General features: G+C 68.8%; 14 protein-coding genes. 11 read left to right on the forward strand and 3 right to left on the reverse strand.

Features of this window, described 5'->3' with window-relative positions; genetic code table 11:
* The first annotated feature begins 164 nt into the window (after window positions 1-164).
* From ACTJKF_RS04490 to ACTJKF_RS04505, 4 genes are all read left to right on the forward strand, one after another.
* Entirely contained in the window at window positions 165-2738 is a 2574-nt protein-coding gene (locus tag ACTJKF_RS04490; RefSeq protein WP_440622362.1) for a penicillin-binding protein 1A, read from the forward strand.
* A gap of 78 nt (window positions 2739-2816) precedes the next feature.
* Window positions 2817-3689 (forward strand): PilZ domain-containing protein, encoded by an 873-nt coding sequence (locus ACTJKF_RS04495; RefSeq protein WP_440622363.1) that lies wholly within the window; start codon window positions 2817-2819, stop codon window positions 3687-3689.
* A gap of 287 nt (window positions 3690-3976) precedes the next feature.
* Window positions 3977-4306, forward strand: coding sequence for a DUF4148 domain-containing protein (locus tag ACTJKF_RS04500; protein ID WP_440622364.1), 330 nt, complete (start codon window positions 3977-3979; stop codon window positions 4304-4306).
* Window positions 4307-4580: 274 nt separating this feature from the next.
* The gene (locus tag ACTJKF_RS04505) at window positions 4581-4985 is read left to right on the forward strand and encodes a lysozyme inhibitor LprI family protein (RefSeq protein WP_440622365.1); all 405 of its coding nucleotides are present in this window, start codon (window positions 4581-4583) and stop codon (window positions 4983-4985) included.
* Between the two features lie 88 nt (window positions 4986-5073).
* Here the strand turns inward: ACTJKF_RS04505 and ACTJKF_RS04510 are convergent, their stop codons facing one another.
* Together ACTJKF_RS04510 and ACTJKF_RS04515 are read right to left on the reverse strand one after the other, a co-directional pair.
* Window positions 5074-5721, reverse strand: coding sequence for a response regulator (locus ACTJKF_RS04510; RefSeq protein ID WP_174379593.1), 648 nt, complete (start codon window positions 5719-5721; stop codon window positions 5074-5076).
* On the reverse strand, window positions 5718-7829 hold the full coding sequence (locus tag ACTJKF_RS04515) for a PAS domain S-box protein (RefSeq protein WP_440622366.1): 2112 nt from the start codon (window positions 7827-7829) through the stop codon (window positions 5718-5720). The genes ACTJKF_RS04510 and ACTJKF_RS04515 overlap by 4 nt, the downstream gene beginning before the upstream one ends.
* Before the next feature lie 323 nt (window positions 7830-8152).
* Here ACTJKF_RS04515 and ACTJKF_RS04520 point away from each other — a divergent pair, with 323 nt between their 5' ends.
* From ACTJKF_RS04520 to ACTJKF_RS04540, 5 genes are all read left to right on the forward strand, one after another.
* Window positions 8153-8623, forward strand: a complete 471-nt coding sequence (locus ACTJKF_RS04520) for a universal stress protein (protein ID WP_440622367.1) — start codon at window positions 8153-8155, stop codon at window positions 8621-8623.
* Between the two features lie 371 nt (window positions 8624-8994).
* Window positions 8995-9501 (forward strand): cupin domain-containing protein, encoded by a 507-nt coding sequence (locus ACTJKF_RS04525; RefSeq protein ID WP_440622369.1) that lies wholly within the window; start codon window positions 8995-8997, stop codon window positions 9499-9501.
* A gap of 190 nt (window positions 9502-9691) precedes the next feature.
* On the forward strand, window positions 9692-10720 hold the full coding sequence (locus tag ACTJKF_RS04530; RefSeq protein ID WP_440622370.1) for a DedA family protein/thiosulfate sulfurtransferase GlpE: 1029 nt from the start codon (window positions 9692-9694) through the stop codon (window positions 10718-10720).
* A 464-nt stretch (window positions 10721-11184) separates the two neighbouring features.
* Complete coding sequence (locus tag ACTJKF_RS04535; RefSeq protein WP_440622371.1) at window positions 11185-12567, forward strand: amino acid permease; 1383 nt, start codon at window positions 11185-11187, stop codon at window positions 12565-12567.
* Window positions 12568-12823: 256 nt separating this feature from the next.
* Window positions 12824-13768 (forward strand): universal stress protein, encoded by a 945-nt coding sequence (locus tag ACTJKF_RS04540; protein WP_440622372.1) that lies wholly within the window; start codon window positions 12824-12826, stop codon window positions 13766-13768.
* A 484-nt stretch (window positions 13769-14252) separates the two neighbouring features.
* On the opposite strand, the gene ACTJKF_RS04545 is transcribed toward ACTJKF_RS04540, so the two are convergent.
* Window positions 14253-14651, reverse strand: coding sequence for a hypothetical protein (locus ACTJKF_RS04545; protein ID WP_440622373.1), 399 nt, complete (start codon window positions 14649-14651; stop codon window positions 14253-14255).
* Window positions 14652-15247: 596 nt separating this feature from the next.
* On the opposite strand from ACTJKF_RS04545, the gene ACTJKF_RS04550 reads away from it, so the two are divergent.
* Both ACTJKF_RS04550 and ACTJKF_RS04555 read left to right on the forward strand, forming a co-directional pair.
* Window positions 15248-15520, forward strand: a complete 273-nt coding sequence (locus ACTJKF_RS04550) for a DUF3562 domain-containing protein (protein WP_440622374.1) — start codon at window positions 15248-15250, stop codon at window positions 15518-15520.
* 233 nt (window positions 15521-15753) lie between these two features.
* Complete coding sequence (locus ACTJKF_RS04555) at window positions 15754-17553, forward strand: methyl-accepting chemotaxis protein (RefSeq protein WP_440622375.1); 1800 nt, start codon at window positions 15754-15756, stop codon at window positions 17551-17553.
* Window positions 17554-17594: the final 41 nt, after the last annotated feature.

The following is a 17594-nucleotide window of genomic DNA, read 5'->3' on the forward strand; positions in this document are numbered from 1 at the left end:
CGCTGCGGGCGCGCGCAGCAGGGCGCGCGCCTTTTTTGTTGTAAAAATGCGAGGCCGGAGGCGATTCGTGCGGGCCCGGGACGCCCGCCGGCCGGTGGGCCGCGCGAGTTTTGGTACGATGCAGCCTTTCCAGCAGATCCCCCATCCGCGTGAATCGCCGAAACGTGTCGTCAGTGCGTGACCTCTGTGCCAAATGGGTCGCGCGCGCCCAGCCCGTCGCGGCTGCCGCCGCGGTGCCCGTCAAGCGTGTCCTGGCCATCGCCTGGCACCATCTCCGTCATCCGACGCGCCGCGGCGTGCTGCGCGCGGCCGCCGCCGTGCCGGCGCTGTTCGCGCTGTACGTGGTGATACTGATTCCGTTCACGCCGAGCATCGGCGACATCCGCAAGGCGCGTGTCGACCAGCCCGCGCAGGTGCTGTCCGCCGACGGCAAGCTGCTGGCGGAATTCAAGCCGTCGAACCGCGAATGGGTGCCGCTCAAGCAGATTTCGCCGCACATGGTCGATGCGCTGATCGCGACCGAGGACCATCGCTTCTACGCGCACCACGGCCTCGACTGGAAGCGCACGGCGTCGGCCGCGCTGCATACGTTCTCGGGCGACCGCCAGGGCGGCTCGACGATCACGCAGCAGCTCGCGCGCAACCTGTACCCGGACGAGATCGGCCGCGCGCCGACGCTCACGCGCAAGGTGAAGGAAGCGATCACCGCGCTGAAGATCGAGGCCGTCTACAGCAAGGACCAGATTCTCGAGACCTACCTGAACACGGTGCCGTTCCTGTACAACGCGTACGGCGTCGAGATGGCCGCGCGCACCTATTTCGACAAGTCGGCCGACGAGCTCGACGTGCTCGACAGCGCGACGCTCGTCGGGATGCTGAAGGGCAACAGCTACTACAACCCGGTGCTGAACCCCGAGCGCGCGCTGCAGCGGCGCAATACGGTGCTCGGCCAGATGGTGAAGTACGGCAAGCTGACGCCGGCGCAGTTCGCGCAGTTGCAGCGCCGGCCGCTGCGTATCGATTTCGAGCGCCAGAAGGAGCCGCCGGGGCCCGCGCCGCACTTCGCGCAGCAACTGCGCAAATGGCTGATCGGCTGGGCCGACCGCAACGACTACAACATCTACTCGGACGGGCTGATCGTGCGCACCACGATCGATTCGCGTCTGCAGCAGATGGCGACCCAGGCGCTGACGCAGCAGGCGAACCAGCTGCAGGGCATCGCGAACAACGCGTGGAGCGGGCGCGACGGCTGCGGCACCGACAACGAGGTGTTCCGCACCTTCATGCGCGAGTCGCCCGAGTACAAGGCCGCGCAGGATGCCGGCAAGAACGATGCGGCCGCGATGAAGCAGCTCGCCGCCGACCGCGGGTTCATGCGCGCGCTGTGCAAGGCGAAGACCGACGTGCAGGCCGGCTTCGTCGCGATCGATCCGCGCGACGGCCAGATTCGCGCGTGGGTCGGCAGCCGCGACTTCACGAACGAGCCGTTCGATCACGTCGCGCAGGCGCGGCGGCAGCCCGGCTCGACCTTCAAGCCGTTCGTCTATGGCGTCGCGTTCGCGAACGGGATGAAGCCGGACGACACGTTCATCGACCAGGCGGTCGAGATTCCGCTGAAGGGCGGCGAAGTCTGGCGGCCGAACGACGACGTGCCGCCGTCGGGCAAGCCGATGACGCTGCGCGACGCGGTCGCGCTGTCGCGCAACCGGATCACCGCGCAGGTGATGGAGAAGGTCGGCCCCGCAGCCGTCGCGCGGCTTGCGCGCGACATGGGCGTGCGCGAAAGCCCGCTCGAGCGCGTGCCGTCGCTGGCGCTCGGCACAAGCCCCGTCACGCTGAAGGAGATGGTCGCGTCGTACGCGACCATTGCGAACGGCGGGCTGTACGTCGAGCCGCAAATGGTCACGCGCATCGAGAACCGCCATGGCGACGTGCTTGCCGAATACGCGCCGGCGCCGCCCGAGCGCGCGCTCGACGCCGAGACCGACAAGACGCTGCTCAGCGTGATGCGCGACGTCGTGACGCGCGGCACCGGCAGCAGCATCCGCACGCGCTTCGGGATTCGCGGCGACGTGGCCGGCAAGACCGGCACCACGCAGGACAATGCGGACGGCTGGTTCATCCTGATGCAACCGGGGCTGGTCGCCGGCGCGTGGGTCGGCTTCGACGACGGTCGCGTGACGCTGCGCAGCGACTACTGGGGGCAAGGCGCGCACAGCGCGCTACCGATCGTCGGCGACTTCTTCCAGCGTGCGCAGCGTGCACGGATCGTCGATACGAAGGCGAAGTTCGATACCGAACCGTCGCCCGGCTGGTTCGCGTCGGTGCGCGAACGGGTGACGGACCTGTTCGACGGCTGGTTCGGGCCCGAGCCGAAGAAGGCGCCGGCGCCTGTCAGGACGCAGCGGATCGAGCGTCAGCCCGAGGCTGACGCTGCCGCGGCGTCGGCGGCATCCGCCGCATCCGCCGCGTCGGCCGCAGAGACGGCATCCGGCGGCATCGTCGAGGAATGGATTCCGGCGTCCGAGGTCGCGGCGTCGGCCGCCGCATTGTCGGCAGGCGCGTCGCAACCACAGGCCGCGCAACCGTCATCGACGGGCAGCAGCACGACGAACCCGGGCAACACGGGGAGCGGGGGTGTCGGTTCCTCGCCGGCCGCGCCTTCGGCCGTGCCGGCGCCGGCGCCACCCCCTGTACCGGTACAGGGGTCGCCCGACACGACCGGCGGCTCTCAGTAACGAACTGTTCAGATTTCGCGCGAGGCTGCCGTTATAACGTTGTCACGACAGCTCGCGCGGTCGCTCCGCGCCTTTCCGATGCGGCTCACTACCGATCACGTTGCGCTCGCGCGCGATGACGTCCGCGCCGGCGTCCCGCTCGGCTTCGATCTCTACGATGCGGGCGGCGCCGCGCTGCTGCCTGCCGGCACGACACTGCGCGATCCCGCGCAGCATGCCTTCCTGTTCGATCACTTCCGCCTGGTGCGCAGACGCGATGACGCCGAGCCCGCCGCGCCGGCGCACGACACCGCGCCAGCTGCCGCCCGCATGGGGTTGTCGGCTGGCGCCGCGATCGGCATCCGCCGGCGGGTCGGTGCAACCCGCGTGCTGCAACGCTGCCGGTTGATCGGGGTCGGCGCATCGGGCGCGCTGTTTGTCGAACCGCAGCCGGCAGTCGTGCTCGACCTTGCCCGCGGCGACGACGTCGAGGCGATCGCGATCGGCCGGTCGGCGGTGTCGCGCTTCGGTGCGACGGTCGAAGCGGTGCAGGTGTCGGGCGCCGCGCCGTTCATGGTGCTGTCGCCGCCGGGTTTCGTCGACCGGTTGCGCACGCGCGCGGAGCCGCGCGTGCCGGTACGGATCGCGGCCTGCTGCACGGGCGGGGCGGCGCAGGCCGCCGGGATCGGGATCGTTCGGGATTTGAGCCTGAACGGGCTGTCGATCGCGGTCGACCGGCCGCTCGCGGCGGCCGGCGAGCCTTTGAGCGTGCAGTTGCCGTATACGGACGGCGACCGGATCGCGTTGCTGACGCTCGACGGCACGGTGCGTGCGGTGCACGCCGATCCGGCGACGCCGGGCTGGACGCTTCACCACGCGGCTTTTGGCGACACCGCTGCCGCCGACCGGATTCGCCTCAAGGCGTTGCTGTTCGACCTGTCGGTGGTGGCGGTCGCCGACCCGTCCCGCTGAGGGTTCAGCCGGAGCAAGGGCGGGAGCCGCGGGGCAGTGGCCTGGAGCCCGCGGATTGTCCGGGCAGGCCTGGATGCCTGCCGACGCCGACCGCAATCCATTGGATGCGGGCGCGACGATAATCATCTGATGATTAGACCGAATGCGCGGCAATTGTACGGATTGGGTCAACAGTGAATTTGCGATTTAAGTATTTACCCTGATAGCCGAGCCGCCTAGACTTTCACTCATGCGCAACGACTACCGAGTCCGAAGCGCCTGACAAAACAATCTGGAGGTAACGCATCATGAAATCGCTGATCAAGGCAGTTGCACTGGCCGCTCTGGTGGCCGCACCGGTTGTCTCGTTCGCTCAATCGAACCCGCAGCCGCTGACGCGCGCGCAAGTGCGTGCCGAGCTGGTCCAGCTGGAAAAAGCCGGCTACAACCCGAACGACTGGATGAACTATCCGGAAAACATCCAGGCCGCACAGGCGAAGATCGCCGCGGCACAGAACACCGGCGCGCAAGCCGACGCAACGGGCTATGGCTCGAACCCGGTCGTGACGTCGCAGTCGGGCCAGCGTGTGACGGTCCCGGCCGACACCGATCGTTCGTCGGTGTACTTCGGTCACTAAGCGGTCTACCGCCGCGCGGCCGCCGGGCCGCCCGGCGAGGCCGTATCGAGAAGCCCGCATTCATGTCGAGTGCGGGCTTTTTTGCGTCGGCGCCACGCGTGGCGCCGGCTGACAATCCACCGCGCGTGCGCTAGCATCGCGGTCGGCATCGCGCTGCCGCATGAGCCGCGGCGGATGGGGTAGCGCCGGCCGGCTTGCGATGCCGCGCACCGAGGCGCGGCGGCAAGCCGGGCAGCACGTTCCACGACTTCAACGAAAACAATCAGGAGCATTCATGCGTGTCTTGACCGGTCTGCTGGGCGCGCTCGCGCTGACGGCGAACGTTGCCCATGCGCAGGCGAATTGTGCGGACGCGGCGGATCAGGCCGCGATGACGGCGTGTGCCGATCGCGCATACAAGAAATCCGACGCGGAGCTGAACCGCACTTACCAGACCGTCACCGCGCGCCTGCGCGATGCGAAGCCGCTGGCCGAGAAGCTCGTGAATGCGCAGCGCGCGTGGATCGCCTACCGCGATGCCGAATGCAATTTCTCCAGCGCGAACGCCGAAGGCGGCAGCGCGTATCCGATGGTCGTGTCGACCTGTCTCGACGATCTGACCAAGACGCGCAACGAAACGCTGAAGGGCTATCTGTCCTGCGAGGAAGGCGATCTCGCGTGCCCCGTGCCGGCGAAGTAACCGGCGAAGTAACCGCCGGCCGCACACGGCGTCAGGCCAGCCAGCCGCACGTCGCACGGCGGCCGCCACGGTTCAGCGGTCCGGCCGCCTAGACGTCGTCCGTTTCGTCGAGCAGCTTGTGCCGCATCGCGTAGCGGACCAGCGCCGCTTCGTGCGGCATCTGCATCTTTTCCAGGATCCGTGTCTTGTAGGTGCTGACCGTCTTCGCGCTCACGCACAGCGCATGCGCGATCTCGGTCAGCGTCTGTCCGGCGGCGATCCGGCGGAACACGTCGAACTCGCGGTCGGACAGACGCTGGTGCGGCAGCGTCTCGGCCGGTTCGTTCAGGCTCTGCGCGAACTGTTCGGCCATCGCGAGACTCACGTAGACGCCGCCCGACGCGACCTTGGTCACCGCACCGACCAGTTCGGCGCTCGCGCTTTCCTTGGTCAGATAGCCCGACGCACCCGCGCGGAAGGCACGCACCGCGTATTGCTGCTCCGCGTGCATGGTCAGCACGAGCACGCGCAGCGCGGGTTTCTCGTCCTTGATCTGCTTGATCAGTTCGACACCGTTGCGGCCCGGCATCGACAGGTCGAGCACCAGCACCTGCGCGGGCGTCGACCGGACGAGCGCGATCGTCGACGGGCCGTCGCATGCTTCGCCGGCCACCTCGAATCCGGTGGCGTTCTGGAGAATGTGCCGCAGACCGTCGCGCACGAGCGTATGGTCGTCGGCGATGAGCACCTTGATCATGTGAGGGTGGTTTCCTGTTGAACGGTGCCGAGCGGGAACGCGACGGTGATCGAGAAGCCGCGCGCGAGCGCGGTATCGATCGTCACGCTGCCGCCGAGCATGTGTGCGCGTTCGCGAATGCCGATCAGGCCGAACGATTTGTCTTCGTGGGCGGGGCCGCCCGGCGCCGCACCGCGGCCGTTGTCCGCGACGCGCAACACGCAGCAGCCTTCCTCGATGTCGAGCCGCAGCGCGACGCGCGTCGCATCCGCGTGGCGCGCGACGTTCGTCAGCGCTTCCTGGACGATCCGGAACAGCGTGGTCGCCCCCGCGCTGGTGAACGTGAGGCCGCCCGTTTCGATGTGGCGTTCGACGTCGATGCCGTAGCGGTTCGTGAAGTCGTTCGCGAGCCACTCGATCGCGGGCACGAGGCCGAGATCGTCGAGCATCACCGGGCGCAGGTCGGCTGCGATGCGCCGCACCGACGCGACGGTCGCATCGATCAGGCGGCGCATGCCCTGCAGGTGCGACAGCACGTCGTCGTCGGGGCGCGCATGGCCGGGCGCGCGCAACTGCTGCTCGACCACCGACAGGTCCATCTTCAGCGCGGTGAGCTGCTGGCCGAGATCGTCGTGCAGTTCGCGCGCGATGCGGGTCTTTTCTTCTTCGCGCACGTTCTGCAGGTTCGCCGACAGTTCGCGCAGCTCCTCGCGCGACTGCGTCAGCGCATGCTCGGCGCGCTGCCGCTCGGTGATGTCGCGCAGCATCACCGTATAGAGCTTGCCCGACGCATCGCGGATCTGCGAGATCGATGCCTCGATCGGGAACTCCTCGCCGTTGCCGCGCAGCCCGAACAGCACGCGCTGGCGGCCCATCTGGCGCTCGGATACCCCCGTCACGCCGAACTGGTCGACGTGCTTCGTATGGGCGGCGCGAAACCGCTCGGGGATGAAACGCGACAGCGGCGCGCCGATCGCCTCCATCGCCGACACGCCGAACACCTGTTCGGCCATCGGGTTGAAGATCACGACCGTCTGCTTTTCGTCGATCGTGATGATCGCTTCCATCGACGAGCGGATGATGCCCATCATCCGCGCCTCGTTGAGGATGCCGCGGCTGCTGGCGCCGGGGTCGGCACCGCCGGCGCGGCCGCGCAGCAGCGCATGGATGAGCGCCGCGAACCCGAACGACGCGATCAGCCCGGCGGCGAGCACCGTGCCGGCCGCGCGCTGTGCGCCGGTCGCGCTCGGCCGGCCGTCCGCGGAATAGGCGAGCGTCAGCACCGTGCCGCCGAAATTCAGCTGCTCGGTGCGCCGCATCAGGTCGGGCGACATCGAGGCTTCGTCAGTCGTCGTCTCGGCGCTCGCGAAAGGGTGCGGATCGTCACCGGCGCTCATCCGCAGATCGAGCCCGCGTTCCGCGTCGAGCGCGCGCTCGACCAGGTGAGTCGGACTCACTTCGGCGAACAGCACGCCATCGGCGCGGGGCTCGTGCGGGCCGGATGGCGCGACGGCCGCGCGCGGCGAGGCCGTCGCGGGCAGGAACAGCGTGAGGGTGCGCGTGTCGCGGGACGTATCGCCGTCGGCCGGGTGGATGCCGAGCGCGACATCGCCGGTGCGCAGCGCACGCGCGAGCGGTGCGGCGTCCGACGCGCCGAAGCGGACGATGACCGAGCTCGACATGGGGGCGCTGTGCGTGGCAACGGCCAACGGGCCGGCCGGCATCGGCGCCTTGCCCGCGAGGGCGCTGCGCGCGGCCGGCGACAACGGCGCATAGCCGATCTGCCGGACCGGCGAATATCCGCTGTCGAGATCGAGCGTGTCGGCATACCGGCGCCATTGGTCGGGCGTCATCTGCGGCGCGAGATCGTACGCGCCGCGCGCGCTTTCGAGCACGGCGACGCCGGACTGCAGTTCGTGGCGCAGCATCGCGGTCACGTGCGCCGTGCGGCGTTCGAAGCGCGTATGGACGGCGCCTTGCCACTGCTCGCGCACCAGCAGCGCGACGCCGAGCGACAGCGCCGCGCCGGCGAACAGCGCAACGACGCCGGCCGCGAGCGGCTGGCGTAACATGGTCTGGAAGCGCGTGGGCCCTCGGGCGTCACGCGGCAGGGTTCCACTTGCGGTCATTCGATGGCCATTCTGGTGTCGGGGCCGCCCGCGGCACTCGGGCAGCGCGGCAAAACCGGGAAAAACTCGCACCGGCCGCGTGCGACGTCACGTCTGCTTTAAGGACGAAATTGTGCGCGCTTTAGGCGTTTTTTGTAATAGGGTCAGCTAAAAATGCGATAGCCGGGCGGTGCAGCGGGCGTCCCGGCCGCGATTGACGCGCATCAACCGGCGCGTCGGCACGTGGGGCAGACTGTTCGGCAGGCGAGCCGGCATCGGGCCGGTTCGCAGTGACGGGCCGCCGTTGCGCGATGCGCGACGCGTGCCCGGTCGGAGGGAGGACCATGTACAAGCGGATTTTCGTCGGGCTCGACGGCAGCCCGAGCGCGCGTCTCGCGCTGAACGAGGCGATCCGGATCGCGGCGGTATCCGGCGGCGAGGTGACGTGCGCGTATGTCGTCGAGCATCGGCCGCAGCTCGTCGACGTCGATGCGGGCTTCGCGGCCCAACGCGACGACGACGCGGCCGCCGTCGATGCGGTGACGCCCGTGCTCGACGAGGCGAAGGCGGTGCTCGCGCAGCAGCATGTGCCGGGCACCGTGCGCGCGCTCGACGCGTACGGCGAAGACATCGCCGCGGTGCTGATGCGCACGGCCGCCGAGGCCGGTGCCGACCTGATCGTGATGGGGACGAGCGGGCGGCACGGGCTGCGCCGGCTGCTGCTCGGCAGTGTGGCGGAATCGCTGCTGCGCGCGGCCGACCGGCCCGTGCTGCTGGTGCGGCACGACGAACCGGCAGCCGCGGCAAGCGCGTGACGGGTGCCGGGCGGCACGGATGCGCGCGTGGTGGCGGGCGCGGGTTGCCGCGCGGAGCCGGCGGATGCCGGCGTGACATCGTGTGCGGTCGTATGCCGTCATGTATCCGGCACGCACGGGGATGGACGCTCCGCACGCCGAGCGGCGAGTGCGCTGTCGGGCCGCGCCGGTTGCATCGTGGCCCGCACTTCTGGCAGCATCGGCCGGTGTTCGCTTCATCGTCGCGCGCCGCGTTCCGCGCGCGATCCGGTCGCCGCGTGCATGGCCGCGGCGATCGACGCAGCGGCACGCGACGGCGGCCGATCGCCTCCTCGATCGGCCCTGGCCGTGCGTCGCGTGTCCGGTTTCCTACTTTACCGACGTCATCCGCCATGCCGATCTCCGCCGCCGACCTGATTCACCAGTTCAACCTGCAGCCGCATCCCGAGGGCGGCTATTTCCGGGAAACCTACCGCGCGGCCGATTCGGTCGTGCGGCCGGCCGACGGTGCGCCACGCGCGGCGTCGACGGCGATCTACTACCTGTTGTGCGACGGCGCGTATTCGTCCTGGCACCGGATCCGTTCCGACGAGGTCTGGCATTTCTACGCGGGCGATCCGCTCGAAGTGTGGGTGCTCGACGAGCACGACGGCCTCACGATCCACCGGCTCGGCAATCCGCTCACGCATCCGGGCACCGTGTTCCAGGCGGTCGTGCCGGCCGGGCGCTGGTTCGGCGCACGCTGCGCCGCGCCGGAGGATGTCGCGCTCGTCGGCTGCACGGTCGCGCCGGGTTTCGAGTTCTCGGAGTTCGAACTCGCGGACGCGACCACGCTCGCCGCCGCGTTCCCCGCGTACGCGGAATACGTCGCACGGCTCGCGCCGAGCGTCGGCGACTGAGTGTGCCGGCGGCGGCCAGGCCGGCCGCCGACGCACCCGTCGACAGCGGCTGTTCCGCGCGGCGTCGCGCAAACCCGTTTAGAATGCACGGTGGTGCAGGATCGGCCGCGGACGTGCCGCGACGGTCGCTGCCAGCCGTATCGACGGCCGCCCCCGTCGCACGGTCCGCATGTCTTCCAGGAGCGCCGCCGTGTGGCACTTTCCCATTGCGATTCCTTCGTCGCTCGGCCCGTGGGCCGTGTTCGCGAGCGTGCTGATCACGCAGCTCGGCGTGCCGGTGCCGGCCGTCCCGATGCTGATTCTCGGCGGTACGATGGCGGCGATGGGGCAGGCGTCGTGGGCGAGCATGTTCGCGGCGGCGATCGGCGCGACGATGCTCGCCGATTCGCTGTGGTTCTTCATGGGCCGCACGCGCGGCCGGCGCCTGCTGAACGGGCTTGTGCGTTTCTCGCTGTCGCTCGACACGACGCTGCGCTTCGCGCGTAACGTGTTCGAAAGATTCGGCGCGCCGCTGCTCGTGCTCTCCAAGTTCCTGCCGGGCCTCGGCCTCGTGTCGGCACCGCTGCTCGGCACGACCGCGATCGGCGTCGGCGTGTTCCTGTTCTGGGATCTGGCCGGCGCGTCGTTGTGGGCCGCAGTCTGGCTCATCGGCGGCGCGGCCGTGCACGACCAGATCGTCCAGTTCGTGCTGTGGGTGCGCGCGAGCGGTGGCACGATCCTCGACGCATTCCTCGCGATCTTCATCACGTTCGTGCTGTACCGCTGGGTGCGTCGCGTGCAGTTCCGCCGCTATCTGGCGCAGGTGCGCATTTCTCCGCCGCAACTCGTCGAAATGATGACGTCGAACGAGCCGCCGCTGATCTTCGACGCACGCCCGCGCGCGATTCGCGAACGCGAGCCGTTCCGGATTGCCGGTGCGGTGCCGGTCGATCTCGATTCGCCGGACCTGCTCGATCCGGAGTTGCTGAAGCGGCCGATCGTCGTGTATTGCGTGTGTCCGAATGAAGCGACCGCGAAGCGCCTGATCGCGAAGATGCAGCGCAAGAAGATGCTCCACAACATCAAGGCGCTGAAAGGCGGCCTCGATGCGTGGGAGAAGCATGGTTATCCGGTCGAGCCGCTGCCGGCGGATCTCGATGCGTCGCGGTATTTCGTGCGGCCGGATCACGGCACCGCGCTCGAAGGCGAATATACGGTGCGGGCGACGTTGTCGAAGTAAATCGTGCGCGGGCTTCCGCGCACGTCCCGCACGCATTTCCGTTCAGCCCAATTTCACGGCTGGTATTCACGGTCGCCAGTTCCCGCAAAAACCATCTGGCGAAAAACATCTGATTATTCTTATAATCCCGCCTGCATATTGCGTGCGCTTGATTGCGCACCTTCGACGCGCGTTCGTTCGCGCCGAAAGCGATTGATCCCGTTGCCGCCCGTCACGCGCACAGCCGCGTTACACGGGCCGCACGGGCGTATTCCGTGAAAGGCCCGATCCGTTTTCCGGATTGTTCCGGAAAATGTCGATAATCATTGGCGATTCCAATCGCAGTGACGCAGTATCCGCAACGTTTTTCATTAGGGAAACGGCGGCGGGGATTTTTCGTTTTCGGGTTGCCGGTATCGGCATGAACGGTCGCGCATTGACATCGACAATGACGGCGGCCCGTTCGCGGCTGTCAGGAGACGAACTTGAAACAACCAGAAGACCAGTTGCACCGCGGGCTGGAAGAGCGGCACATCAACCTGATGGCGCTCGGCGCCACCATCGGCGTCGGCCTGTTCCTCGGCTCGGCCACCGCGATCCGTACGGCCGGCCCAGCCATCCTGCTGACCTACCTGCTCGGCGGCCTCGCGATTTTCCTGATCATGCGCGCGCTCGGCGAAATGGCGATCACGAATCCGGTCGCGGGCGCGTTCAGCCGCTATGCGCGCGACTACCTCGGCCCGCTCGCGGGCTACCTGACCGGCTGGACCTACTGGTTCGTGTGGATCGTCACCTGCATGGCGGAAATCACCGCCGTCGGCGTCTACATGCACATGTGGTTCCACGGCGTGCCGAACTGGATCTGGGCGCTCGCCGCGCTCACCGCGATGGGCGCGGTGAACTTCATCGCGGTCAAGCTGTACGGCGAATTCGAGTTCTGGTTCGCGCTGATCAAGATCGTCACGATCGTGCTGATGATCATCGGCGGCGGCCTCATGATCGCGTTCGGCATCGGCAACGGCGGGGTCGCGACGGGCCTCTCGAACCTGTGGGCCCACGGCGGTTTCATGCCGAACGGCATCCACGGCGTGATCGGCGCGCTGCCGATCGTGATGTTCGCGTATCTCGGCGTCGAGATGCTCGGCCTCACGGCCGGCGAGGCGCGCAATCCGGAAAAGTCGCTGACCAAGGCGGTGAACTCGGTGTTCTGGCGCGTGCTGATCTTCTACATCGGCGCGCTGTTCGTGATCATGTCGCTCTATCCGTGGGACCAGATCGGCACGCAGGGCAGCCCGTTCGTGATGACGTTCTCGCGGCTCGGGATCCCGGCCGCCGCCGGCATCATCAACTTCGTCGTGCTGACCGCGGCGCTGTCGTCGTGCAACAGCGGCCTGTTCAGCACCGCGCGGATGCTCTACAACCTCGCGCAGCAGGGCCAGGCGCCGGCCCGGCTGGGCCGCGTGAACCGCAACGGCGTGCCGGTGTACGGCGTGGCCCTGTCGGTCGCGCTGCTGCTGATCGGCGTGCTGCTCAACTACCTCGCGCCGCAGCACGTGTTCACGTGGCTGACGTCGGTGTCCACGTTCGGCGCGATCTGGACGTGGTGCGTGATCCTGATCGCGCAGATGCGCTTTCGCCGCACGCTGTCGGCCGACCGGATCGCGCGCCTGCCGATCCGCGTGCCGTTCTATCCGCTCGGCTCGTTCGTCGCGCTCGGCTTTCTCGCGCTGGTCGTCGTGCTGATGGCGTTCACGCCGGATACGCGCGTCGCGCTCGTGATCGGCCCGCTGTGGATCGTGCTGCTCGGCATCGCGTACGCGGTGTTCTATGCGAACCGCGCGGGCGCGCCCGCGTCGACGAAGTCCTGACCGGACCGGCCGCCACGCGACACGCCGCGCGCCGCCCAGGCGCGCGCGGTGCAGCGGGGCACGGCCCGCACGGGTATTGATCGCGATCATGCACGCGCGGGCCGGACGTCATATGCTGTTTGAATCGCTTGTCCGCGCTTCGCGTGGCCGCCCGCCGATCGCTGCGGCCGCGCCGGCCGTCCGCCCGCCGCGTGCCGCTGCCGCGCGAAGCTCCGGTCGTCGTTCGCGACGACGCGTCCGCAAGGAGGCCTTCGCCATGCCATCCACTTCGACCCTCCCGTCCATTCCACCGCTCGCACGCATCGCGCTGGCCGTCGACTCGACGCCGGAATCGCTGTCCGCCGCACACTACGCGCGCACGCTGCTGCGCCCCGGCATGCAGGTGCGCATCGTCTGCGCAATCGACAACCCGCGTCTCGTGCTGCCCGACATCCCGCGCATCGACGCGCTGCTGACGTCGGCGCGCGAAGACATGACGCGCGAAGCGCAGGCGACGCTCGAGCGCGCCGCCGCGCTGTTCGCCGGCAGCGGTGCGGCGGTGGAGCAGGTGATCGTCGATACGGCGGTCACGGGCGGGACGGTGGCCAACGCGCTCGCGAACGAAACGTCGACCTGGCGTGCGGACGTGCTGGTGGTCGGCGCCAATCCGCACCACGGCCTGTTGCGGCTCGTCGAAGGCGCGATGTCCGACACGCTGGCCACACGCGCACGCTGCGCGCTGCTGATCGTGCCGGCCGGCTATGCGCGTCCGTCGGAAGGGCCGCTACAGCGCCTGATGTTCGCGGTCGACGGCAGCGAGCCGTCGCTGCACGCGGTGTGCGTCGGGCTCGGCTACGCGGCGCCGACGACGCTGCTGTATGCGGCCTATGTCGTCGATCGCGCGGTTCGTCTGACGGATATCGTGCCGGTGCGCGCGCTCGAGGATGCGTATCGCGCGGAGGGCGAGGACGCGCTGGCGCGGATCGGCCCGTTGTTCCATGCGACCGGGAACCCGACCAAGCGCGGCATTGTCGAAACCCGCCCGACCAGCGACGACGTCGCCCATGCGCTGATGCGCGACGCCGTGCACTGGCATGCGGAACTGCTGGTGGTCGGCACGCATGGCCGGCGCGGTATCGCCGCCTGGCTGATCGGCAGCGTCGCGCGCCGGGTCGCGCATCTCGCGCAAGTGCCGGTGCTGCTCGTGCGCGGCACGGCGTGAAGGTCCGGATGCAGCCGGCGCGAAGCGGGCTTTCGTTGACCTGCATCAGAAACGCCGCTTGCGTTGCGTGAGACAGTGGCGCACACGTCTGCGCGTGCGCGGACCGGCGCGCGTCCGACACCGTTTCGATTCCACCGTGTTCCGGAGCCGGGCCACGCATCGCGTGGCGCGGGAGCCGGTCGAGAACTCTCTGGCACGAGGGTAGGCAGCCGGCGGCTGCCTTGGACGACGGACGGGGTGCATCTCACCCCGTCCGCTTTCCTGGCCCCGTGCGTACGACTTTCCTCGCAGGTATTTTTTCGTCGATGTCGCCGTGCGGAACGGCGCGTAGCGGCACGCGATCGCGCGAATGCGGATCGGTGTGGAGGGCGGCATGCGATGTGCTGTCGCGCGACCGTCGCGCGCAGCGCAGCGCCGCCGGGGGGATGCTGCGGCCGGTGCAGCCATCACGCGGCCTCGTGCCGCGTCGGCTGCGTTCAGGCTGTCATGCGGCGCGCAACGCCCGCTGATCGTGCCGGCGGCGCGCACACCGGTATACGCGTGCATCCCGACGCATGGCATGCAGGCATCCTCGCCCGTCCGGTGTGCGATCGCGCAACCGCGGCCAGCCAGGTCGCGTCTTGCGACGCGGCGCCGACACGGCCGGTGCGTCGGCACGTGCGCGGACGGCCGCGGCGAACCGCTGCAGCGCGAGCACCGATCCCGCGACGCTCTGATATTTTTCTCGGCCGATCTGTCCGTCGAGCGTGACGAGCAAGCCCGACTCACGCGCGAGCGCGAGCAACGCGTCGAGTTCCTCGGACGGGCGAATGGCGGTCGGCACCGCGGGAGCGGACGGCGTGCGCCGCTGTCCGTCCCGGGCCGGGAAGTTGCGATGGGCCATGGTTGGTCTCCTGCGCCGGACCCCGCTTGCCGGCTCGACGGCTGGCTGAGCGATGACCGGGTATGAACGGTTGGTTCATGACATCAGTATCTGCCGGGAACGGGGCGTTGCCAATCGGCACGCGCCGAAGTCGCTGTCAGGCATTGCGCGCCGGGTATCGGAATCCGCTGACACGCCGGACCGGCGATCGGCTGCAGTGGCGCGAGCGCGCGGGGCCGGCGCACTACGCCGGGCGCCCCGATCCGGTGCATTCGAACTGACGAATGAATCGCCGCGCGTGCCGCTTGACGCCGGATTTCGACCGGTCTAAGTTTTCCCCCTGCACCCGCGATCGCGCGACGGTTCATCGTCCGCGCGATCGCGGGTGCCGCGCCTCGGGGTGGCGTGGCAAGATTTCCAGTCGTTCGCGGGCCAGGTGCGCCGCGGATTCCGTGCGCGGGCCGGTCCGTCGACAGACCGGCGCGGGCGGCATGCAACGTGCCGTTGATCGTGCGCAAACACGCTTCGGCGCATCGTACGCCGGGCGGCCGTCCAGCCTCTAATCTTTCGGTAGCGTCCGTTTTTCCTTTCGTTCCTCGACCGTCAGGAGCCCGTCGATGTCACAGGACCGTTTGCTTGATTCGTTGAAAGCCGCCGCCGAACAGCGCGAGATCGGCGACGACCAGTTACGCACGATGCTCGACGACGAAGTGCGAGCGTTGTCGTCCGATGCACGCGTGCACGACTACATCCACGTGTTCGCGATCCGCCATCTGCGCGAACGGATGCGCAGGCAGGACGAACGCGAACGCGAACACGAACGCGAACACGATACGCAGGCCGGTTCGTCGCACAAGGAGTCGGCTACGCATACCGGTCGCCGTTTGTAACGGCAGGTTGCCTGCGGCCGCTCCGGACCTCGGCCGGTTCCCGGTCGACGCCCGCGCATCCGGCATCGGCCACCGCGGCACGCGAGTGTGCTGACGACCCGCTTACGGCGGCCGGTTCGTTTCGTCATATGTTTCACTGAATTGTCACAACGCCCTCAAGTCAGGGCCGCGAATGCCGTTTACCCGGTGAATTCGTCCACCGGGCGTTCGCGCTCCCTTACCGAGTCGTTGCCATGTTTTCGTCCATCCGCACCCGCATTCTTGCCGCGTGCGTTGCCATCGTCGTATTCGCGCTGGTCGCCACCACGCTGATCAATTACTTCATCGCACGCTCATACAACGACGACGCGATCGATCGCAACCTGACCTCCGTCGCCGGCGGCCACGTCGTCGGCATCGGCGACTGGGTGGCGACCAAGAGCCGGATGATCGCGTCGCTGCAGGACGCCGCGCTGTCGCCCGATCCACTGCCCGTGTTCAAGCAGATGGCCGCTGCCGGCGGCTTCACGAACGTGTACGCGGGCTACGCGGACAAGATGTTCCATTTCTCCGACCCGACCGGCATTCCGCCCGACTACGACCCGACCGGCCGTCCGTGGTACAAGCAGGCCGCGCAGGCGGGCAAGCCGGTCGTCACGCCGCCTTATGTCGATGCGGGCACCGGCAACCTGGTCGTCACGTTCGCGGTGCCGATCCTGCGCGATGGCGCGCTGAAAGGCGTCGTCGCGGCCGACGTCACGATGGACAGCGTGATCGCGAACGTGAAGACGATCCACCCGACGCCCGCGAGCTTCGGGATGCTGATCGACAGCAGCGGCCACGTCGTCGCGCATCCCGACGCGAAGCTCACGTTGAAGCCGGTCGCCGACGTGTCGCCCGACCTCGGCGGCATGAGCGCGGCAGCGCTGGCCGCGGCCAGCGCGCCGGTCCAGGTGCAGGTCGGCGGCGACGCGAAGCTGGTGCGCGCGCAGGCCGTGCCGGGTACCGACTGGTATGCGCTGGTCCTGCTCGACAAGGCGGAAGCGACGGCCGGGATGCGCTCGCTGCTGACCGCTTCGCTGATCACGCTGGTGGTGATCGTCGGCGTCGCGTCGCTGATCGTCGGCGCGATCACCACGACCGCGTTCCGCCGCCTGTCGCAGGTGCGTCAGGCGATGGCGTCGATCGGCTCGGGCACGGGCGACCTGACTCAGCGCCTGCCGGCCGACGGCCGCGACGAAGTGGCCGATATCGCGCGCTCGTTCAACAGTTTCGTCGACAAGCTGAACGACGTGATGCGGCAGATCCGCGACGCGAGCGAATCGGTGCGCACGGCCGCGAACGAAATCGCAGCCGGCAACCAGGACCTGTCGTCGCGCACCGAATCGGCGGCGGCGAGCCTCGAGGAAACGGCCGCGTCGATGGAGGAGATCACCGCGACGGTCGGCCAGTCGGCCGCGGCTGCCGGCCAGGCCGACGAGCGCGCGGCCGCCGCGTCGCGGATCGCGTCGCACGGTGGCGTGGTCGTGTCGGATGTGGTGTCGACGATGGGGAAGATCGAGGAAGCGTCGGGCCGGATCGGCGACATCATCGGCGTGATCGACGGCATCGCGTTCCAGACCAACATCCTCGCGCTGAACGCGGCCGTGGAAGCGGCGCGCGCGGGCGAGCAGGGCCGGGGTTTCGCGGTCGTCGCGCAGGAAGTGCGCAGTCTCGCGCAACGCAGCGCGCAGGCCGCGCGCGAGGTGAAGGTGCTGGTGGAATCGACGGTGGCGAGCGTGTCGGCCGGGTCGGGGCAGGTGCGCCAGGCCGGCGACACGATGCGCGAGATCGTGTCGAACGTTGCCAACGTGACGACGATCATCTCCGAGATCACGCACGCGGCGAACGAGCAGACGCGCGGCATTCAGGAAGTGAACCGCGCGGTCACGCAGCTCGACGAAATGGTGCAGCAGAACGCGGCGCTGGTCGAGCAGTCGACCGCGGCCGCGACCGCGCTGCAGACGCAGGCGAACGCGCTCGCGACGACGGTCGGGCAGTTCAAGGTCGCATGACCTTGAGCGGCTGACGCCGGCCGCGCCGCTGCGTGCCGCAC

It is taken from the genome of Burkholderia sp. 22313 (genome assembly GCF_052045245.1).
Lineage (GTDB): Bacteria > Pseudomonadota > Gammaproteobacteria > Burkholderiales > Burkholderiaceae > Burkholderia.

Coding starts and splice junctions, on each gene's coding strand:
- ACTJKF_RS04550 (WP_440622374.1), top strand. CDS start 15,248: ATGTCACAGGACCGTTTGCTTGATTCGTTGAAAGCCGCCGCCGAACAG.
- ACTJKF_RS04510 (WP_174379593.1), bottom strand. CDS start 5,721: ATGATCAAGGTGCTCATCGCCGACGACCATACGCTCGTGCGCGACGGT.
- ACTJKF_RS04540 (WP_440622372.1), top strand. CDS start 12,824: ATGCCATCCACTTCGACCCTCCCGTCCATTCCACCGCTCGCACGCATC.
- ACTJKF_RS04525 (WP_440622369.1), top strand. CDS start 8,995: ATGCCGATCTCCGCCGCCGACCTGATTCACCAGTTCAACCTGCAGCCG.
- ACTJKF_RS04555 (WP_440622375.1), top strand. CDS start 15,754: ATGTTTTCGTCCATCCGCACCCGCATTCTTGCCGCGTGCGTTGCCATC.
- ACTJKF_RS04515 (WP_440622366.1), bottom strand. CDS start 7,829: ATGACCGCAAGTGGAACCCTGCCGCGTGACGCCCGAGGGCCCACGCGC.
- ACTJKF_RS04500 (WP_440622364.1), top strand. CDS start 3,977: ATGAAATCGCTGATCAAGGCAGTTGCACTGGCCGCTCTGGTGGCCGCA.
- ACTJKF_RS04495 (WP_440622363.1), top strand. CDS start 2,817: ATGCGGCTCACTACCGATCACGTTGCGCTCGCGCGCGATGACGTCCGC.
- ACTJKF_RS04505 (WP_440622365.1), top strand. CDS start 4,581: ATGCGTGTCTTGACCGGTCTGCTGGGCGCGCTCGCGCTGACGGCGAAC.
- ACTJKF_RS04545 (WP_440622373.1), bottom strand. CDS start 14,651: ATGGCCCATCGCAACTTCCCGGCCCGGGACGGACAGCGGCGCACGCCG.
- ACTJKF_RS04520 (WP_440622367.1), top strand. CDS start 8,153: ATGTACAAGCGGATTTTCGTCGGGCTCGACGGCAGCCCGAGCGCGCGT.